Source organism: Rhodococcus marinonascens NBRC 14363, from assembly GCF_001894885.1.
Lineage (GTDB): Bacteria > Actinomycetota > Actinomycetes > Mycobacteriales > Mycobacteriaceae > Rhodococcus_F > Rhodococcus_F marinonascens.
The window spans coordinates 52,987-71,690 of sequence record NZ_BCXB01000004.1; the positions used below are offsets into that span (position 1 = coordinate 52,987).

Consider the following 18,704-nt stretch of genomic DNA (forward strand, 5'->3'; position numbering starts at 1 on the left):
CAACCCGGCGTCAAAAGGTACCGATATGCCTAGACGCGGATAGCTACATTCAGGTACGTTGCAGGCATGACGGAAGTGAAGATTCACGCAGTCGACAAAGACTTCGAAGTGATTCCAGGTCTCACGATCTGCAGGAACGCACGTGTTCAGCTCATCGACTACCGCGGATACGACGTCGACGCCATGCTCACCGTGACGGAGGCAGGGAAGCCTGAGGTTCGATCTCTGACAGTCGTGCAACGCGACGGCGGACCGCCGGTGACTGGCACCGCATTGCGCTCAATCGCGATCCAATCCGTGGTCCGCCAGTTCGTGAAGCAACAAATCGAAATCGAGCACGGCATCGAGGCGGGTGCCGAGGTCGTAGCGCTTGGCCTCCTATCGACTTCAGAGGCGCGCCAGCTGAAGAAACTTGGACCTCAGCCGGAAACGATCGAACAAGTTGCCCGCGTCTACCGCCTCGCAGAGTTCATGAGTGATGCCCCCACTAAGGCGATCGAGGATGCTTTCGAGGTGTCTCGGAGCACTGCAGGTGCCTGGATCGGGCGGGCGCGGGCCGCAGGGCTGATCGCGCCCACCCCGATCGCAGAGGAGCAATCCGATGCCACGACGTAACCGCAGAGCGGGCAAAGGATCCATCACCAGCTACACCACCAAGGCCGGCACCCGCTGGCGCTACCAACTCTGGGTGCCCGTCGATCCCGAACACCCCGACGCCGGCCTACGTCAGATCGGCGGGGCCGGATACGCCACGGCGGCTAGCGCTGACGAAGCCCTCACCAAAGCCAAGAACGACACCACAGCAGGCCTACGCCCCAACACCACCAAGACCACCCTCGGCGACTACGCCCAAACGTGGCTCGACGGACACCGCATCGCCAAAACGACCCGCGAGCAATACCAACGACACATCACCCTCCACATCACACCCCACCTCGGCACCATTACAATCCGAGCCATCACCGCAACCCGCATCGCCAAGTTCTACCGCGAGCTCGAGGCGGCAGGGCTGGGCACCAACACCATCCGCAAAATCCACGTCACCCTCACCCAAATCCTCGACGCCGCAGTATCCGACCGGCACATCACCACTAACAGAGCCCGCGACAAGGCAGCAAAACCCCCCACCGGGAAACAAGTTCGAGAAGACACCCACGAACTCGAAGCATGGAACGCCCAGCAGCTCTCAGCGTTCCTCTCCTGGGACCGCGACACCTACCAAGACGAACTACACCCCCTATGGCACAGCCTCGCAGCAACAGGAATGCGCCGAGGCGAAGCCCTCGCACTGCGCTGGACCGACCTAGACCTCAAGGACGGGCGCATCACCATCCGTCGAGCACTGGACTCCTCACAGGCAGGCAAGGGGGAAGTGAAGGGCACCAAGACAGGCCGGACCCGGGTAGTGGACATCGACCCAGCAACCGTCGACGTACTCAAAGCACACCGGGCCGTGCGGGGCAGCCTGTCACTGTCGCTCGCTCGCGGGGATGCCCTCGTATTCGGCAACGACGCCGGAGAGCCGCGCAACGTGCGGTCGGTATCCAACTCCTGGGCGCACCGCGTTCGCAAGGCACAGGGCAAGCTGGGGGTCGAAATTGTGCCGACACTGAAGCTGCATGGTCTACGTCACACTCACGCAACCCTGTTGATCGGTGCGGGGGAGTCGATCAAGGTGGTGCAGGAACGTCTCGGTCACGCCTCCATTGCGGTGACGATGGACGTGTACGCGCACGTGCTACCGGGGGCACAGAAGGGTGCGGCGGACAGGTTCGCGGCCCTGCTCGGGTAGATCGGTATTGCATATTCTGTTGCATGAAGGCAAAAAGAAACCCCCTGTGTTGCTGGTTATCCCAGCTCACAGGGGGTTTCTCTTGGGGTGAGTGACGGGACTCGAACCCGCGACAGCCAGGATCACAACCTGGTGCTCTACCAACTGAACTACACCCACCATGCGCTCCGGTCACCGCCCGAGGGCAGTAACTTCGGCAAGGAAGATACTAGCGCGTCCGGTGCCCGAGACGCCAATCGATATCTCAGGCGGGTCCGAGTTCTGCGACGACTGCAGCGATGTCGCTGGTAGACGGACCAGGATCGGTTACGAAAGCGGTCTTCCGATAGTACTTCAATTCGCGGATCGACTCTTGAATGTCGGCCAAGGCGCGGTGAGCGAGACCCTTTTCGGGCTGACCGAAGTAGATTCGCGGGTACCAGCGGCGGCACAGTTCCTTGATGGAGCTGACGTCGATCATCCGGTAGTGCAGGTAGGTGTCGAGGTCGGGCATGTCACGGGTGATGAACCCGCGGTCCGTCGCGATCGAGTTGCCGGCCAGGGGAGCGGTGCCTGCCACCGGAACGTGCTTGCGAATATAAGCGAGCACTTGCTGCTCGGCCTCGGCGAGAGTGACCGTGGACTTCCGAACCTCCTCCGTCAGTCCAGAATTCTCATGCATCTTGGTCACCACATCCGGCATGGCGGCTAGCGATTCGTCGTCGGCATGAATGACGATGTCGACACCTTCACCCAGCACATTCAGTTCGCTGTCCGTAACCAGAGCGGCGATCTCGATCAGTTTGTCGGAACCGAGCCGAAGGCCGGTCATTTCACAGTCGATCCACACAAGTTTGTCCTGCACCAGGAACACAGTAGTCACGTCGATAGCGGACTAGGTCTGCGGTGGACACTTTCTTCCGACGTGCGTGATTGTAGGAGAAGCTTTTCGATCGAGAAGTCCCTGTGTGGTTGCGAAAGGCCATGCCGCACAGTGGCGCGCATGCGTACCACTGTGCGGCATGGCCAAGGCCGGTATTCGCGGGATCTGTTTGCGGCACGTTTGACGATGCGCAAGCAGATGTCGAAACCTGCAGTCAGCCGCGATTCAAAGGCGGCCGTGTGCCCTTCGTCGACCCCTCGTGATTGCGTCGAAGGAGACCGCGGCAACCAGCACAGCGCCGGTTACCATGAACTTCACCGAGGACTCCAGTGCGAGCAAGTCCATGCCGTTGGAAATCGAGCCGATGACCAGCGCGCCGAGCAACGCCGCCCACACCGATCCGCGCCCGCCGAAAAGGCTTACGCCGCCGATGACCGCGCTCGCGATAGTCAGGAGGAGTAGGTCGCTTGCGCCGGAGTTCTGGTTAACGGCCATGAGCCGGGAGGCGAGGAGGATGCCGCCGCCCGCCGCCAAGGTGGAGGCAAGCATGAACACCAGAATGCGGACGCGGTTCACCCGGATGCCCGCGCGTAGGGCGGCTTCGGCGTTGCCGCCGACCGCGTAGACGTGACGACCGAAGGTCGACCACCGCAGCAATCCGTTGACGAGCAGCACCAGTCCGATCAGGATCAGCAGCGACAGCGGCACGCCGCGCTCCGAGCCCAGAACGGCAGTTCCGGCGACGACGGCGGCTGCGATGGCGCCCACACGGACCGCCAGCAAGGCAGGCCGGTCGACTTCGAGGTTCTCGGCGCGGCGCCGGCGGCGCCGAAGCAGTTCCCCACCGGCGACGACGGCAATGGCCAGGACCGCCAGCGTCCATCCGAATGTCGGACTCAGGAACGTGCCGGCCAACGCGGTGATGGCCGGGTCTGTGATGTTGACGGTTCCGTTGGCGCCCAGCACGGCGAGCAGGGCGCCTTGCCAGGCAAGCAGGCCGGCGAGGGTGATGACGAACGATGGAATCTGCAGGCGGGTAGCGATCGTGCCCTGTATCAGGCCGATCACTGCGCCAGCCGCGAGCGCAGCGAGAATCGCCATCCAGGCGGGCCATCCGCGCAGCACCGACGTGGTGGCCATGATGCCGCCGGCGAGGCCGCTGACGGCTCCGACGGACAGGTCGATTTCGCCGAGCAGCAGTACGAGAACCACGCCGATCGCGATCGTGCCCATTCCGGCAATCTGCAGCGCCAGGTTGGTCAGGTTGGCCGGGGACAGAAAGCGGTCGTTGGCGATGGAGAAGACGATCCAGATGAACACCAGCACGAGGAGGACGCGGACGGATCCGAGTTCTCCCTCGGCGATCTTGCGGGCCGCCGCGCGCAGGTCGAAGCTGCTTTTCGGTTGTGGTGCCGGATCGTCTGGTTTAACCGTGAGTCGTTGGGCGGGAAGGATGCTCACGATTGGTGCTCCTCGGTACTTTCGGAAGGTCTGTCGGATTGTGCACCGGTGATGGCGCCTACGACCACCTCTCGGCTGACGGAGTCGGTGCGGAAGGACCCGGCGTTGCGGCCCAGACGCAGGACGGTGATGCGGTCGGCGACCTGGAAGACGTCGGCAAGGTTGTGAGAAATGAGGACCACGCCCAGGCCACGCTCACGCAGTCGCGTGATCAGGGCAAGGACCTGCTCGGTCTGCGCGACGCCGAGTGCGGCGGTGGGCTCGTCCAGCAGCACCACCTTTGGATTGCCGAGCATCGCCCGTGCGATGGCCACGGTTTGGCGCTGGCCGCCTGAGAGACCACCGACCTCGGATCGCACCGATCGCAGAGTGCGTACGGCCAGGATGTCCAGTAACTCCCGGGAGCGGCGTTCCATCCCGATCTCATCGAGTGGGAACCCCACCCGGCCGGTCTCTTCGCGTCCGAGGAACAGGTTCGCGACGACGTCGAGGTTGTCGCACAGGGCGAGATCCTGATAGACGACCGCGATGTCGAGTTCGGCCGAGTCGTGTGGGCTGGAGATGCGAACGGGTTTGCCGTCGAAGGAGATATCCCCGGAGTCGGGCGGGCCGACGCCGGACATCACCTTGATCAAGGTCGACTTGCCGGCCCCATTGTCGCCGACCAGGGCGACCACCTCACCTGGGTGGACCTCGAAGTCGACGTCCGACAGGGCCTGCACCTGACCGAACGACTTCGTGACTCCCTTCAGTGACAGCAATGGGCAACCGGACCTGGGGTGGGCGGCGATGGGGTCTTCGGTGGTGACGGTCATGATGCAGACTCCTGGACGGGTGCCGGCATGGCGTGTGGATGCATGTGGTTCGTTCCTCTCTCGGTGCGGTAACGCAGCAGGATCAGCTGGACGCTGCCGGAGCGCCGTCGGCGCTGTCCTGCTGCCTTACCGTGGCCTACCGGACCGTTTTGCCAGTCTTCGGTCAGCCGATTCCGGCGGTCTGGCATGCCTCGACATAGAAGTCGGTGCAGATGTCTGCCGCGCTCCACCAGGCGTCGCCGATGATTTCCGTGGCGACGGCGTCATCGGTGACCGCGACCATCGGGGTGTAGATGGTGGGGATCGATCCGGCACCGTTGTCGACGGAGGCGTTCACCAGCCCGCTGGGCGGCTCCTGGCCTTGGGCGAGCGCGGCCGCGAGTTCGGCGGCGGCCTCGGCCTGTGGGGTGATCTTCTTGTAGACGGTCATGTGCTGCTCACCTGCGACGATGCGCTGGATTCCCGCGAGTTCGGCGTCCTGACCGCTGACGGGCTTCGTGGCCGGATCGATACCGGCCGCCTTCAGCGCCGCGATCGCGCCGCCGGCGGTTCCGTCGTTGGCGGCGTAAACCGCGTCGAAGCCGTCCTTGCCGACCTTCGTGATCGCCTGCTCCATCTGCGTCTGGGCCTTGTCCGGGCTCCAGTCCGGAGTGTCGTATTCGGCGACGATCTCGATACCGTTGGCGTCGAAAACATTGTGCGCGCCTGCCTTGAAATCGCCGGCGTTCGAGTCCTGTGGCGACCCATTGATCATGACGATGCGCGCAGGCTGAGGATTGGGGCTCAGCTCGTCGAGCAGCGCCTGCGCCTGCATCTCGCCGACCTTCTCGTTGTCGGTGGAAACGAAGTAGTCAATCGGCGCGTTGCTGATCATGCGGTCATACGAGATGACCTTGATCCCGGCCTGGTTGGCGCGGTTGGCCAACGCGGCAGCTGACTTTCCGTCGACGGGGTCGAGTACGAGAACTGACGCGCCCTGGGTGATAGCGGCCTCGACCTGTTGCTGCTGCTTGGACGGGTCCTGGTCGGCGTTGTAGTACAGCAACTCACAGTCGCCGCACAGTTCCTGAAACTTCTCGGTGAATGCCGGACGGTCCTTGGCCTCGTACCGTGCCGTTTTCGTCTCGGGCAGCAAGAGTGCAACCGTCGTCTGGTCGCTGTCTCCACCTCCCGAACCGCAGGCCGCGAGCGTGGGGATCGTCGCCGCTGCCACCGCGAGCAACGCTGATTTCTTCTGGAAACGCATGGTTCGCTCTCCTTCATGAGACGCATGTCGAGCGGGGCAAAGCCCAGCCGAAACGAGTCGAGCTAGTTAGCTAGCTGTATAGACGGAAGGAGTGTTGACCGTCACACGTGGTCTTGTCAAGGAATTCCTATACTCGCGTAAAGAATATGGAATACGTCCAGTTCAATGACTGCTCGACAGCCCACGGCGCCTAGTGGCTTTCGGCGGTGATTTTGCACCAAGGGGTACGGCCTCCGTCAAGGGCTGTCTAGCTGACTATGATCTAAGTCACATGAAGGGTGTGAGAATGGTAGGGGCGCGATCACCTCGCTATGTGGAAATTGCAGCCGAGTTGCGCCGCCGGTTGGGCTCTGCGGGCGCCGGTGATCCCCTGCCGAGTGAAGCCGAGCTTTCGGAAAGGTACGGCGTGAGCCGGATGACGGCCCGTCAAGCGGTCAAGTCTCTCGAGGCGGAAGGCCTGGTCTACCGGGTGCCGGGAAGCGGCACCTATGCCTCCGGTAACGAAGCTGATCGGACCATGGGAATCTTGCGTTCGTTCACCGATGACATGGCCGAACGCGGCATCGCGGTCATTTCCGACGTGCTCTTTTCGGATTGGGTCGACCTGTCGCCGGAAACTGCAGCGGAACTGGTTGCGACTCCGGGCAGTCGCGCGGTTCGCGTGATGAGGGTCCGACTGGGTGATGGACTGCCGTTAGCGCTCGAGACGGTGACCCTGCCGCCGCGCTGCTCCTTCGTTCTCGACTACGACCTCGGGACGATCTCGCTGCACCGGTTGCTCGAGGATCACGGCCTCATCCTCACCGAGGCCCGTGGAACGGTCGCCGCGACCATCGCCGACGACAACGACGCCGCACATCTCCGTGTTGCGATCGGATCGCCGTTGTTGGTCGAAAACCTGCGCGTCGAGGACCAAAACGGTGAGCGTGTCGAAGCAACTGAGACGAGATATGTTGGTAGCAAATATATTTTGGATGTGCAGTTCCGCCGTCAGAACAGATTCCCCTGAGTGCATCCTCGGAAGCACCACCGTGAGAGTTGCTAGCTGCCCAGCTTCCTGTAGAAAGTGCCCACGATGGGGGCGACGACGGCACGTGGGCTGTACTGCCCGGCAACGGACATCACCTTGCTGATGACGCCGGGCACGACCCGCATCTTGTTGTCGGCCAAGCCGTCGAGCGACACTTTGGCGGTGTGCCGGCTGGAAATCCACAGGAAGTCGGGCACCAATTTATCCACGATCGACGCGCCGGCTGGATCGGGTTCCTCGGTGCGGACCGGTCCAGGCGCGAGGAGCGTGACACTCACGCCCGATCCCTTGAGTTCGCCGCGAAGTGACTCGGAGAAGGTGTTGACGAAGGCCTTGGTGGCTGCGTACGTGGCGTTGTGGGGGATTGGCATGTTCCCGGCCGCAGAGCCCACCATCAGGATCGCGCCGGACTTGCGTTCGAGCATGCCGGGCAGCACCGCGAGCGTGAGGTCGTGCACAGCAACCGTATTCAGTTCCACCTGGGCACGCTCGTAGGAGGGGTCTAGTTCGGAGATGGAGCCGAACGTGGCGATTCCGGCGTTGTTGCACAGGACGCTGATCTCACGGCCGGTGAGTTCGGCGACCAGCGTGGCGCGCGCGTCCCGGTCCGACAGGTCGCATGCGCGCACCTCGACCTCCACGCCGTGTTCGGCGCAAAGAGTTTCGGCCAGCGACTCCATGATCTCACCGCGGCGTGCGACGAGGATCAAGGAGTGGCCACGGGAGGCCAGATCCGCGGCCAGCGCCTCGCCGATTCCGGACGAGGCGCCGGTGACGACGGCGCGGGCTGTGGGGGTGGGGTTAGGCAGGCTCACGGTCAGTCAGCCTAGTGCTTGACTTCCCCCCGGCCCTGAACGGCCGGGATTCCTACGCGGGAACACATGATGTGTTCTCCGTTCGGTGGGTTCCTGCTTCATTACTGACTGCGCACTGGCCAAACGTTTCTCCGCAGCACGCAGGTGCCGGGGTGCGGGCATCTTCTCCCGAGTGCCCGTCCGAGCGGGCAATGACCGCCAGATCCGTCAACCCCAAATCGATTCCGGCCACGGTCGGTGCCTGCGGTAACGGCTGTTCGTCTCGTTCGACGACGAACGAGACGTAGCAGCGGCCGTCCGCCTCCCGAATCACCGTCACCGACGACGGCTCCGACGGCAGATCCCGGGACCACACCAGTTCGACATCCCCGATCTTCGCCAACCGCACACCCCGAGAGGTGACCGTGAACCCGTTACGGGTCAACCGGAATGCCTGCCGGTTGTCCTTACGGGACCGCAGCCGGGGCGCCCCCACCCTGCGGCCCTTGCGTTTCCCGGACAGGGAATCGAAAAAGTTGCGGTACGCCCGCCGCTCATCCTGGCAGGCCTGCACCAGTGCCACCGAGGTCACCTCGGCCAACCATCCCCGTTCGGGGGTCGTCTTCGCCGAGGTGACCACCAGCTTCTGCACCTCGGCGTCGGAGATCTTCTCCCCCGCGACGCGGGCATCCTGTCGGCATCGGATCGCATCGTTGAATACCACCCGCACACACCCGAACGAGCGGGCCAGCATGCGCTGCTGCTCCCCCGTCGGTACCGGTAGCCGGCGATCACCCACCCAACATGCTCATGACCTACGACACACACTGATGAGTTACCCAGGCGCGGTACAACATGCGCTTTCGGTGTACACGCGCATGTGCTCTTTGTGACGAAGTACCGCCGTCACGTGTTCGCCGCCGAGCACTGTCAGTGACGGTCCAAAAGTCGGCCGATCATGCGCGGGATGTGCGCGCCGACTTCGGTGCCACCCTAGATCGAGTTCAACGGGGAAGACGACCACGTACATCTGCTGCTCGAGTACCCACCCACCGCGCAACTCTCGAAGCTGGTGAACTCACTCGAAGGGGTGTCCTCCCGGAAGTTGCGCCGGCCCCGCACCCACCGGAACCCTCTGTGCTCGCCGTCGTACTTCGCCGCATCCTGCGGTGGTGCACCCCTGTCGATCATCCGGCAGTACATGGAACAGCAGCGGAAACCGGATCAGAGCAGGGATCGGCTATCGGAGGACCTGAAGGACCGGGCCTGCACCGAAAAATCGTTGGGTCAGATTCGCGCCGCGAGACGGGTGCCCTGCTCGATCGCGCGCTTGGCGTCGAGTTCGGCGGCGACGTCGGCACCACCGATGACGTGGGTGGTGACACCGGCGACGGTCAACTCGTCAACGAGGTCACGCACAGACTCCTGACCTGCGCAGATGACGACGTTGTCGACGGGGAGGGTACGCGCGTTCTCACGCTTCTCGCCGAACGTGATGTGCAGGCCGTCGTCGTCGATCCGCTCATAGTTGACGCCGGAGAGTTCCTGCACGCCCTTGTTCTTCAGTGCGGCGCGGTGGACCCAACCGGTGGTCTTCGCGAGGCCTGCCCCGATCCGGCCGGCCTTGCGCTGCAACAGGTACACCTCGCGCGGGGACGGTGAGGGTTTGGGTGTGGTGAGGGCACCCGCTGCGGCTTCGGGATCGGTGACACCCCACTCCTGCTTCCACTCCTTCAGGTCGAGGGTGGGGGAGTGCTCGTGAGTGAGGAACTCGCTGACGTCGACGCCGATACCACCGGCACCGATCACCGCGACCGACTTTCCGACGGGCCTGCCACCCCTCACGACCTCCGGATATGTCAGGACCTTCGGGTGGTCGATACCCGGGATGGTCGGGACGCGCGGCGTCACGCCGGTTGCGACGATCACCTCGTCGAAGTTGCCGACGAGTTCGGCTGCGCCGACACGAGTGTCGAGGCGGACGTCGACGCCGGCGAGAGGAAGTTGGCGGTTGTAGTAGCGGATCGTCTCTGCGAACTCCTCCTTGCCGGGAATCTTGCGGGCGATCCCGAACTGGCCGCCGATCTGCGAGTCCGCCTCGAAGAGCGTCACCGAGTGGCCTCGCTGGGCCAGGCCCAGGGCGGCGGATAGCCCGGCGGGGCCGGCTCCGACGACGGCGACACTCTTGGTGGTTCTGGTGGGGGAGAGGATGAGTTCCGTTTCGCGGCCCGCGCGTGGATTGAGTAGGCAGGACACGTGCTTGCGGGCGAAGGCGTGGTCGAGGCAGGCCTGGTTGCAGGCGATGCACGTGTTGATCTCGTCTGGGTGTCCAGCCTCGGCCTTGCGAACCCAGTCGGGGTCGGCAAGCATCGGACGGGCCATCGAGATCAGTTGGGCGTCACCGCGGGTGAGGATTTCTTCCGCGACCTCGGGCATGTTGATCCGGTTCGAAGCCGCCACCGGGATGCTCACGTGCTTCTCGAGCTTGCCGGTGATGTCGGCGAACGCGGCCCGGGGCACCGACGTCACGATCGTGGGAATACGGGCCTCGTGCCAGCCGATGTCGGTATTGATGATGGTGGCGCCGGCGGACTCGACTTCCTTTGCCAGCGCGACGATCTCGTCCCACGTCTGGCCACCCTCGACGAGGTCTGCCATCGACAGGCGGAAAATGATGATGAAGTTCGGGCCGACTGCGGCACGGGTGCGGCGGACGATTTCGACAGCCATCCGACGACGGTTCTCAGAGGTGCCACCCCACTTGTCCGTGCGCTTGTTGGTGCGCTCGCACAGGAACTGGTTGATGAAGTAGCCTTCGCCGCCCATGATCTCGACGCCGTCGTAGTTTGCCTTCTGTGCTAACCGCGCGCAGCGCACATAGTTGCGGATTTGCCAGCGCACACCCCGGTCGGTGAGTCTACGAGGGCGGATCGGGTTGATTGGGGCTTTGATCGACGAGGCGGAGACGCTGAACGGCTGATAGCTGTAGCGGCCGGCGTGCAGGACCTGCAGGGCGATCTTGCCGCCCTCGTCGTGCACCGCTTTGGTGATCGCGAGGTGCCGTCGGGCCTCGAAGCGGTTGCTGAGCTTGGCGCCGAACGGTGCCAGCCAGCCCGTGCGGTTGGGAGCGTATCCGCCGGTGACGATCAATGCGACACCGCCGCGGGCGCGCTCGGCGAAGTATTCGGCCAGCCGTGGGACGTCCTTGGCGCGGTCTTCGAGACCCGTGTGCATCGAGCCCATGATCACTCGGTTCTTCAATGTCGTGAAGCCGAGGTCCAGGGGGGCGAGGAGTTGGGGGAACTGTGTCATTGCGGCGTGTCCTTACTGTGAGAGCGCGTCGAGTACTTCTTGACACCAGTCGGCGAACCCCTCTTCTACGCGGATCCCACCGCGTAGGACGAGGTACTGGTGGAGGGTCGGCCCGGAAAGCTGGTTTGGGCTGGGAAAGTCGCGCTTTTCGATCATGCGGTAGACCTCGAGCCGGGCCGCGTGGCCGTCACGGTGGCGGGCGACCTCGGCGGTGAGCGCGGCGAGGTCACCGTGCCGGGCTGCGCGAATCTTTACGGCCAGTTCGTTGCGCAGGTGGTTGGGTTCTGTCGGCTCGGCGATCCAGCGTTCGAGTTCCGCATTCCCGGCGGCACTGACCCGATACACCTTCTTGTCCGGTCTGCTGTCCTGCGCCACGACCTCGGCGTCCACCCATCCGGACTCGTCCATACGCTTGAGCACGCGATAGATCTGCTGGTGGGTGGCGGTCTGGAAGAAGCCGATGGACTTGTCGAACCGGCGCGCCAATTCGTAGCCCGACCCGGAATGTTCGGTCAGGGAGACGAGCAGCGCATGTTCGAGTGCCACGAGCAGAAGTATGTATGCAACGAGGTGAGTATGCAACCCGGTGCACAGGTTTTGGGATTCGCCGGACGGTCGAAGCTTCAGATCTGCCCGAACGTCCCTTCCGCTCGCCTAGGCTCGCGGGCATGAGCACCGACGTTCGTCCGCCGGCCGGCATCGGCGAGGTCGCGACGCGCCGGCAGGTTGTCGCCTGGGGCTTGTGGGACTGGGGTTCGGCCGCGTTCAACGCCGTGATTCTGACGTTCGTCTTTTCCGTCTACCTCACCGACTCCGTGGGGAAGGATCTGCCGGGATCCATCTCCGCGAGCGCCTGGCTCGGGTGGTCGCTCGGGATCGCGGGATTCTTCATCGCCGTGCTCGCGCCCGTCACGGGACAGCGATTCGATGCTGCAGGACGACGAAAGTGGGCGCTCGGCGCCCTCACGTTCGCGACGGTCGCCTCCATGGCGGCGATGTTCTTCGTGCGCGACTCCTATCAGTACCTGTGGCTCGGTTTGGTGCTACTCGCCGTGGGTTCGGTGATCTTCGAACTGGCCAACGTTCCCTACAACGCGATGCTCCGCCAGGTGTCGACGCCGGCGAATATCGGCCGGGTATCCGGGTTCGGCTGGTCGATGGGTTACTTCGGTGGCATCGTGCTCCTGCTGCTGTGCTATTTCGGATTCATCGCCGGCGACGGCGATCACCGGGGGTTTCTGGGGCTGACCACCGACGGCGGGATGAACATCCGGATGGTGGCGTTGCTGGCCGCCGTCTGGCTCGCGGTGTTCGCGATTCCGGTGCTGCTGAAGGTTCCCGAGTTGCCCCGTCCGCAGGCCGATCCCGGCGCAGACAAGGCGGGTTTCGTCGAGTCGTACCGGGTGCTGGGCCGAGATCTGCGCGAGCTCTGGTCCGCCGACCGGCGCACCGTCTATTTCCTGGTGGCCAGTGCGCTGTTTCGGGACGGGTTGGCGGGTGTCTTCACGTTCGGTGCAGTTCTGGCCGTCAACGTGTACGGCATCGGCGTCGCCGACGTGCTGCTGTTCGGCGTCGCGGCCAACGTGGTCGCCGCCATCGGCGCCCTGACGGCGGGGCGCTTCGACGACAAGGTCGGGCCCAAGACGGTGATCGTGACCTCGCTGATCGCGATGCTAGTTGTCGGCGTCGTCCTGATGCTGGTGTCGGGCCCCGCAATGTTCTGGCTCTTCGGACTGCTTCTGTGCGTGTTTGTCGGTCCGGCGCAGTCATCGTCACGCACGTTCCTGGCCAGGATCACGCCGTCCGGCCGCGAGGGGCAGATGTTCGGTCTCTATGCGACGACCGGGCGTGCGGTCTCGTTCCTGTCGCCGAGCCTGTTCGGGCTGTTTGCATACTGGTTCGCGGCGGACCGCGGCGGCATCCTCGGCTTGCTGGTCGTGATCGCGATCGGACTCGCCGCGCTGTTGGTAGTGCAGGCGCCGGGCCGCGACTAGCGCTTCGCCCGGTCGTCGTCGATGCGCAGTTTGTCCGGGAAGAGTCGCCGTTGCGTAAACCAGCCTGCGGTCGCCAGCGCGATCCAGATCAGCGTCGTGAACACCTGCTCGGCGCCCTCGTTCGGGTCGTCAAGGAAACTCAAGGGGCTGATGGCCAGGCCGAGTCCTGACGCCACCATGCTGGCTCCACCGAGCGCGGTCAGCCACAACAGCGCTCGCGCGCGGTACCGGTCGGCGGTGAAACCGCAGGCAACGGCCAGCGCGACGATTACGACTCCGCTCAGAAGCCAACTGGCGTCATCCGGTTGAAGGACGCGACTCAGCTTCGCGCCGATCACGGCACCGGTGATGATCCCGATAAAGAATGCGGCGAATTTGAAGATCAGCGTGGTGGCCGCCCACGCCACGACCGCACCGATCAACCCGACCAAGAACGTCGTCCCGATCGACAGCGACAACAGGTCAGCCAGGAGCCAGCCGAGTCCGAAACCGGAGGCGAGAACCGCGATGTGCAGTGAACCGATACCGGCGAAGCACAGAACTGCTCCGACCAACAAGATTGCGATACCACTCATGATTCCCTCCCCGGGTGCGCGAGACGCGTACTGACATCAAACCAGAAGGAACGCCCTGGAGTGGGAACGTCGGACTTCAGTCGGGTGTGGTCCCGGTGCGCTTCAGGATCGCCTTCGCGAGTTCGTCCGGTCGCTGCTCGGGAATCCAGTGCGTAGCGTCTTCCAGCACGATGAATTCGTACGGTGCATCGACGAACTCGCCACACATCTCGGCTCCCGCGCGCCCCAGTGCCGTGTCGCCGGTGCTCCAGAGGTAGGTGGTGGGGACTGTGACGGCGGGGGTCTGGTCGAGGTCGCGCGACATGGCGCGGTAATAGTTCAGCGCGCCGGTCAGGGCGCCCGGTTGGGTGAGCAGTGCGACGTGCTCGTCGACCAACCTCGGTGCGACGGCGTCACCGAACATCGCGCGCAGGCGACGTGCGTTCTCGTCGAGGAGGACCTGCTCGGCCTTGCCTTCCATTCTCAGGAGACCTATGTAGCTCGAGCGCTCCTGCTGGTCCTTGTCCTCACGCAAAGCCCGGCCGAATGCGGCGAGATGCGGTACGGAGACGGCGGTGAGGGATTTGACGCGGTCGGGGTGCCGGGCGGCGACGGCCCAGGCGACGGTGGCACCCCAGTCGTGGCCGACGAGATGAGCGGTGTCGAGATCGAGGGCGTCGAGGAGTCCGATGACGTCGGCGACGAGATGGTCGATCCGGTACGCGTCGACGCCCTCGGGCCGCGCACCGGCCGAGTACCCGCGCTGGTTCGGCGCGTAGGTCCGAAGACCGGATCCGCCCAGCAGTTCGGTGACCGGTTCCCACGCCGCGGCACTTTCCGGAAACCCGTGCAGGAGAACGACGGCGTCACCGTCAGCCGGACCGTTGATGACGACATCGAATGTCAGGTCGCCGACGGCGATCTGGGCGTGTTCAGAGGTTGACAGCATGCCGACACCTTACGACGTTGGTGCTGGGGTCGGTCGCGATTCCAGCGGGCCGCGCCGAGGACGGTCCGCCTCCGTGGACATGTTCGATGTGTGGTCAATCAGTTGGCTCCGCCACAGGCTCCGCCGCCGGTTTCGTTCCGGGGGTGGGCCATAGGGCCATGCGGTCGAGGATGCGGTCGCGGATCACGAGGGTGTGGAACAAGATCGCGCACATGTGGGCGGTGAATGTCGCGAACAGCAGGTACGCCAGGGTTGCGTGGGAATACCACAGCACGGCGTACACGCTCGTGTTGTGCGGTGCGATTCCCGGAAGGTGCAGTTGTCCGAAGAGCACGATCGGAACTCCCGCGCTCGAGAGCATGGCCCATCCGACCAGCGGCTGTACGACCAGCAGTGCGTAGAGCAGCTGTTCCGACCGTGTCGCCACACGACGTTCCCAGGGGCGCATCGTGGACAGGAATGGGGGTGGCTTGTGCAACAGCCGGTTCCCGATGCGGACCACGACGAAGATCAGGATCGCGATCCCCAGCGGCCGGTGGATGGCCTGCAGCAGGTTGTAGTTGGCCAGCGAGGCCACCATGGTGACGCCGATGAAGAGCTGGGCGATGACCATGACCGCCATGGCCCAGTGCAGCAGTCGGGAAGGGAGAGCGAACCGTGGGGTTCGGCCGATCGGCTTATCGTTCATCGAGCACCCTCTCGACGTTGACTTCGCTGGGCTGTTTGGGCTCACTGGACCTGCGCAAGAAGGATCTGGCGTAGACCGCCGACCGTGCGCTGAGCAGTGGATCGTCCGACCGCGCGATGCCGTCCGGAAGAATGAGCGGGTCGAAGTTGATATCCCGCGCGTTGCCCTGCTCTTCGGTCTGTACCGAGTCGATTGTCACTCTGCCGGCGTCGATGGAGTGCCGGTGTGGCGGCCATGGCGCGGTGGCGTCGTTGGTCGGGTCGCCGGGTTGGCCGATCGTGAGAATCAGGCGCCAGTGCAGGGGTGTGTTCGCGACCGTGCGGATCAGGGCGTCGAAGAGGTAATCCCTGCCGGGCGGTGGTACCGGGTCCGCGGGCACGAACGGTTGCTCGGGGACGACCATCCAGCGCACCGGACGGATGGCCCCGGCGCTGTCGGTGAAGCGGAACGCGTTGAGCCCATGGAAGGTGCTGTTGTCGAATCCGGAGCTGCGCGGTTGTTGTCCGATGATTTCCATCGCTGCGGCGGTCTCGGGATGCCTGGCCAAGAACGCCGCCATTTTCTCCGGATCGGGTCTTCCGGTGTCCGGATCGGTCTTGGATGCGAGTATTCGCTCGAAGAACCCTTCCGGGGTGTTGTCTAGGAAGACCGGGATGTTGACCATCGCGGTGCGCCACTGTTCACCGTTGGGCAACGTGAACAGCAAGCCCAGACCTCGTACGGTGGCATTCGCGTCAGCCACGTCGGGAACGCCGCCGGACAGCGAGAACCGGCCCTCCACCGGGAACTGGCCGGGCCGGAAGACCACCGCCTTGGATATCTCGGCCCCGGCCCCGTTGCTGGTGAAGTATCCGGAGGCGCTCAGTCCCTTGGCATGATTGCGCCGGAACCCGTCGTGCTTGCCGAATACCTGCTCGAATCGATCGGTGAATCGTGGCGGAGTCAACCTACCGGGCGTCAACCAGCCTCCCGCGTACAGGAAACCGCCTACATCCACTGCGGCGATTCCGCCTAGAGCAGCGAGACCGATCAGGACGCTGCGGCGACCGAGTGCCGAGGGCGCATTTCGTTTACTGTCATCGCTCATGGATTCTCCCTGCCACTCTCGCGGCGGTGACAGTCACCGCGAGCCCTGCACACCGGATCATGTCGCGATATCTGCTCACGTCAATTCTCCCTCAGTCGACCGACCGGCGTAGGCGATATCGTCTTGCCAGCCGGAGGTGGTCGGCGCCGACTGCCCGGGAAAATCTAGCCTACGTGCCGGTCTCCGGCGATGGCTTCGCCGCCTGCTTGACCAGGTGAGATGTGCTCGGCAACCGCCGCTGACGGTGAGCACCGAGATTGCGATGCCATCCCTGCCGGATTCGTAGGCGATTCGGTGGGCTTGCGGGACCAGCCAATAAGGCGAGGCTGCGCTAATCTCGTAGGCGGCGATGAGGCGTGATGTCCAGCCGCCTAAGTCACGGCTCCCCTCATCACGGGCCTTCGTTGCCGTCCGCTTCTGGTCCACCCGACGCGCATAAGGATGACGCAGTGGCAGTTTCGAATCCGAGCACCACGCCACCGACGGTCGACGTGGGACCTCTGATCGAACAGCAGAAACCCGGCCGCTTCTGGTTGTCGCTGTTCGTGGTTTCCTGGGTCATCACATTCCTGGTCGGGTTCGATTCGCAGATCACCTCGTTCGCCGGAAGGTACATCAAGGCTTCGTTCGAACTGAGCGACTCCGAGCTCGGGATGCTGGGGACGGTGGGACTGCTCGGCACGCTCATCGGTTGTCTGTCGCGGGGGTACCTCGGTGACCTGATCGGTCGGCGGCCCTCGATCATGGTGTCGATCGTGGGCTTCGGCGCCTTCGTGCTGCTGCTGGCCCTGTCCCAGAACTACGCCCAGTTGGTGACCCTGAGGTTCGCCGCCGGTTTCTTCCTCGGCGGCGTCCTGCCACTCATCTGGGCGCTGAACACCGAGTTCGCCCCGTCACGCTTCCGGTCTACCTCGGTGGGGATCATCATGCTCGGCTACAGCCTCGGCAGCGCCACCGGTGCCCCGGTGTCGAATCTGCTGATCCCGCGCTTCGGTTGGCAGTCGGTGTTCGTCGCCGGGGGGATCGTGTCGCTTCTGGCGGTGATCCCGGTGGCGCTGATGCTTCCCGAGTCGGTGAAGTTCCTGGCGCAGCGGGGGATGAGTCAGCGGCGGATCGCCGAGATCATGACCCGGGTGCTACCCGGGTCCCGCTTTCCGGAGGGCACCAGGTTCGTGGTGGGCTCCGGCGAAGTGGACGACGGGCGGTTCACTCCCGCGCAGCTGTTTCGGGGTCCGCTGGCCCGGATCACCTCGCTGATGTGGATCGCGTACGCCTGCTCCGCGGCGGTCATCTTCTACCTTGCCTTCTGGGGACCGATTCTCAATGAGCGGCTGGGCTATTCCATCGGTGCGGCGGCGACGATCGCTGCGGCGACCGCCATCTCCGGCGCCGTCGGTCAGCTGGTGATCAGCAGGTTCCTCGACAACAAGGGCATCGGCACGATTGCGGTCGTGCCGATGCTGGCGGTGCCCTGCCTGCTGCTGATCGGGCTGCTTCCGCTGGGGCCGACGGCGTACATCGTCGTCTTGCTGGTGGCGAACTTTCTGGTAATCGGGGCGCACGGCGGTATGCACAGTCTCTCGGTGATCTTCTATCGGCCGTCGCTGCGTGCGAACGGAGGCGCCTGGGCGCTGTCGGTCTCCAAGGTGGGGGCGATGCTCGGCCCCTGGCTCGCCGGCGCCATCATGGACTGGGGGTTCAGTGCTCAGTCGACGTTCTTCGTGTTCGCGCTGTTCCCAATAGTCATGTCCGTGATGCTGTTCGCGCTCGGGCGGTTACAGCGAACGCTGCCGCCCGACGCCGAGGGAGCGTTGGTGACCTCGTCCTACGCCACTGAACCCTGTGACCTCACTGTTCGGTGCCCCCGGCAGGATTCGAACCTGCGACCAAGAGATTAGAAGGCTCTTGCTCTATCCCCTGAGCTACGGAGGCGCGGAACAAATATTACCTGCCGCCCCGAGCGCTCCGATCGGGCTGTGCCGTGTGTGTCGTCAGCCGATGGTCGGCGCAGGCAGTAGTAGTTCCAATGAGCATCGGAAAGAAAGCCATGTCAGCCTCGCTTTCCCCGTGGACGGCTACACATCCAGGTTAGCTCGCACACTCGCGTCTCCGACGTGTTG

17 protein-coding genes, 2 tRNA genes and 1 pseudogene are annotated in these 18,704 nt (G+C 64.2%); 6 read left to right on the forward strand and 14 right to left on the reverse strand.

Going from position 1 to position 18,704, the window contains the following annotated elements:
* The first annotated feature begins 66 nt into the window (after window positions 1-66).
* Together RM2_RS05265 and RM2_RS05270 are read left to right on the forward strand one after the other, a co-directional pair.
* Complete coding sequence (locus RM2_RS05265; RefSeq protein ID WP_072687799.1) at window positions 67-615, forward strand: hypothetical protein; 549 nt, start codon at window positions 67-69, stop codon at window positions 613-615.
* Window positions 602-1,792, forward strand: coding sequence for a tyrosine-type recombinase/integrase (locus RM2_RS05270; RefSeq protein ID WP_072687800.1), 1,191 nt, complete (start codon window positions 602-604; stop codon window positions 1,790-1,792). Before RM2_RS05265 ends, RM2_RS05270 begins: the two co-directional genes overlap by 14 nt.
* An 83-nt stretch (window positions 1,793-1,875) precedes the next feature.
* Here the strand turns inward: RM2_RS05270 and RM2_RS05275 are convergent.
* The 5 genes from RM2_RS05275 to RM2_RS05295 all read right to left on the reverse strand — a co-directional run bounded on the left by RM2_RS05275 (window position 1,876) and on the right by RM2_RS05295 (window position 6,176).
* Window positions 1,876-1,951: transfer RNA gene (locus RM2_RS05275), tRNA-His, on the reverse strand.
* An 85-nt stretch (window positions 1,952-2,036) separates the two neighbouring features.
* Window positions 2,037-2,636 carry an oligoribonuclease gene (orn, locus tag RM2_RS05280; protein WP_072687900.1) on the reverse strand — a complete coding sequence of 200 codons (600 nt, stop codon included), beginning with the start codon at window positions 2,634-2,636 and terminating at the stop codon, window positions 2,037-2,039.
* Window positions 2,637-2,879: 243 nt separating this feature from the next.
* Window positions 2,880-4,115 (reverse strand): sugar ABC transporter permease, encoded by a 1,236-nt coding sequence (locus RM2_RS05285; RefSeq protein ID WP_245813738.1) that lies wholly within the window; start codon window positions 4,113-4,115, stop codon window positions 2,880-2,882.
* Window positions 4,112-4,930: an ATP-binding cassette domain-containing protein gene (locus RM2_RS05290; protein WP_072687801.1), complete on the reverse strand. Its 819-nt coding sequence runs from the start codon at window positions 4,928-4,930 to the stop codon at window positions 4,112-4,114. Before RM2_RS05290 ends, RM2_RS05285 begins: the two co-directional genes overlap by 4 nt.
* A 163-nt stretch (window positions 4,931-5,093) precedes the next feature.
* Window positions 5,094-6,176: an ABC transporter substrate-binding protein gene (locus RM2_RS05295; RefSeq protein ID WP_072687802.1), complete on the reverse strand. Its 1,083-nt coding sequence runs from the start codon at window positions 6,174-6,176 to the stop codon at window positions 5,094-5,096.
* A 313-nt stretch (window positions 6,177-6,489) separates the two neighbouring features.
* Here RM2_RS05295 and RM2_RS05300 point away from each other — a divergent pair, with 313 nt between their 5' ends.
* Window positions 6,490-7,185, forward strand: a complete 696-nt coding sequence (locus RM2_RS05300; protein WP_169846677.1) for a GntR family transcriptional regulator — start codon at window positions 6,490-6,492, stop codon at window positions 7,183-7,185.
* 32 nt (window positions 7,186-7,217) lie between these two features.
* Here the strand turns inward: RM2_RS05300 and cmrA are convergent, their stop codons facing one another.
* Complete coding sequence (gene cmrA, locus RM2_RS05305) at window positions 7,218-8,021, reverse strand: mycolate reductase (RefSeq protein ID WP_072687804.1); 804 nt, start codon at window positions 8,019-8,021, stop codon at window positions 7,218-7,220.
* A 52-nt stretch (window positions 8,022-8,073) separates the two neighbouring features.
* Window positions 8,074-8,799 (reverse strand): RNA-guided endonuclease InsQ/TnpB family protein, encoded by a 726-nt coding sequence (locus RM2_RS05310; protein WP_139277669.1) that lies wholly within the window; start codon window positions 8,797-8,799, stop codon window positions 8,074-8,076.
* Window positions 8,800-8,880: 81 nt separating this feature from the next.
* On the opposite strand from RM2_RS05310, the pseudogene tnpA reads away from it, so the two are divergent.
* Window positions 8,881-9,225 (forward strand): annotated as a pseudogene (gene tnpA, locus RM2_RS23365) (IS200/IS605 family transposase); the annotation flags it as partial.
* Between the two features lie 62 nt (window positions 9,226-9,287).
* On the opposite strand, the gene RM2_RS05320 reads toward tnpA, so the two are convergent.
* Both RM2_RS05320 and RM2_RS05325 read right to left on the reverse strand, forming a co-directional pair.
* Complete coding sequence (locus RM2_RS05320) at window positions 9,288-11,312, reverse strand: NADPH-dependent 2,4-dienoyl-CoA reductase (protein WP_072687807.1); 2,025 nt, start codon at window positions 11,310-11,312, stop codon at window positions 9,288-9,290.
* A 12-nt stretch (window positions 11,313-11,324) separates the two neighbouring features.
* A complete protein-coding gene (locus tag RM2_RS05325; RefSeq protein ID WP_072687902.1) occupies window positions 11,325-11,858 on the reverse strand; it encodes a PadR family transcriptional regulator in 534 nt (177 codons plus the stop codon).
* Window positions 11,859-11,872: 14 nt separating this feature from the next.
* Here RM2_RS05325 and RM2_RS05330 point away from each other — a divergent pair, with 14 nt between their 5' ends.
* On the forward strand, window positions 11,873-13,306 hold the full coding sequence (locus tag RM2_RS05330; RefSeq protein ID WP_373863287.1) for an MFS transporter: 1,434 nt from the start codon (window positions 11,873-11,875) through the stop codon (window positions 13,304-13,306).
* Here the strand turns inward: RM2_RS05330 and RM2_RS05335 are convergent.
* The 4 genes from RM2_RS05335 to RM2_RS05350 all read right to left on the reverse strand — a co-directional run bounded on the left by RM2_RS05335 (window position 13,303) and on the right by RM2_RS05350 (window position 16,584).
* On the reverse strand, window positions 13,303-13,881 hold the full coding sequence (locus tag RM2_RS05335) for a type 2 periplasmic-binding domain-containing protein (RefSeq protein ID WP_072687809.1): 579 nt from the start codon (window positions 13,879-13,881) through the stop codon (window positions 13,303-13,305). The two genes, RM2_RS05330 and RM2_RS05335, sit on opposite strands and share 4 nt — an antisense overlap.
* Window positions 13,882-13,957: 76 nt before the next feature.
* Window positions 13,958-14,809, reverse strand: a complete 852-nt coding sequence (locus RM2_RS05340; RefSeq protein ID WP_072687810.1) for an alpha/beta fold hydrolase — start codon at window positions 14,807-14,809, stop codon at window positions 13,958-13,960.
* Between the two features lie 94 nt (window positions 14,810-14,903).
* On the reverse strand, window positions 14,904-15,497 hold the full coding sequence (locus RM2_RS05345) for a cytochrome b (protein ID WP_072687811.1): 594 nt from the start codon (window positions 15,495-15,497) through the stop codon (window positions 14,904-14,906).
* Complete coding sequence (locus RM2_RS05350) at window positions 15,487-16,584, reverse strand: catalase family peroxidase (protein ID WP_072687812.1); 1,098 nt, start codon at window positions 16,582-16,584, stop codon at window positions 15,487-15,489. Before RM2_RS05350 ends, RM2_RS05345 begins: the two co-directional genes overlap by 11 nt.
* A 359-nt stretch (window positions 16,585-16,943) precedes the next feature.
* On the opposite strand from RM2_RS05350, the gene RM2_RS25840 reads away from it, so the two are divergent.
* Window positions 16,944-18,482 (forward strand): MFS transporter, encoded by a 1,539-nt coding sequence (locus tag RM2_RS25840; protein ID WP_084721653.1) that lies wholly within the window; start codon window positions 16,944-16,946, stop codon window positions 18,480-18,482.
* On the opposite strand, the gene RM2_RS05360 is transcribed toward RM2_RS25840, so the two are convergent.
* Window positions 18,444-18,516: transfer RNA gene (locus tag RM2_RS05360), tRNA-Arg, on the reverse strand. The two genes, RM2_RS25840 and RM2_RS05360, sit on opposite strands and share 39 nt — an antisense overlap.
* Window positions 18,517-18,704: the final 188 nt, after the last annotated feature.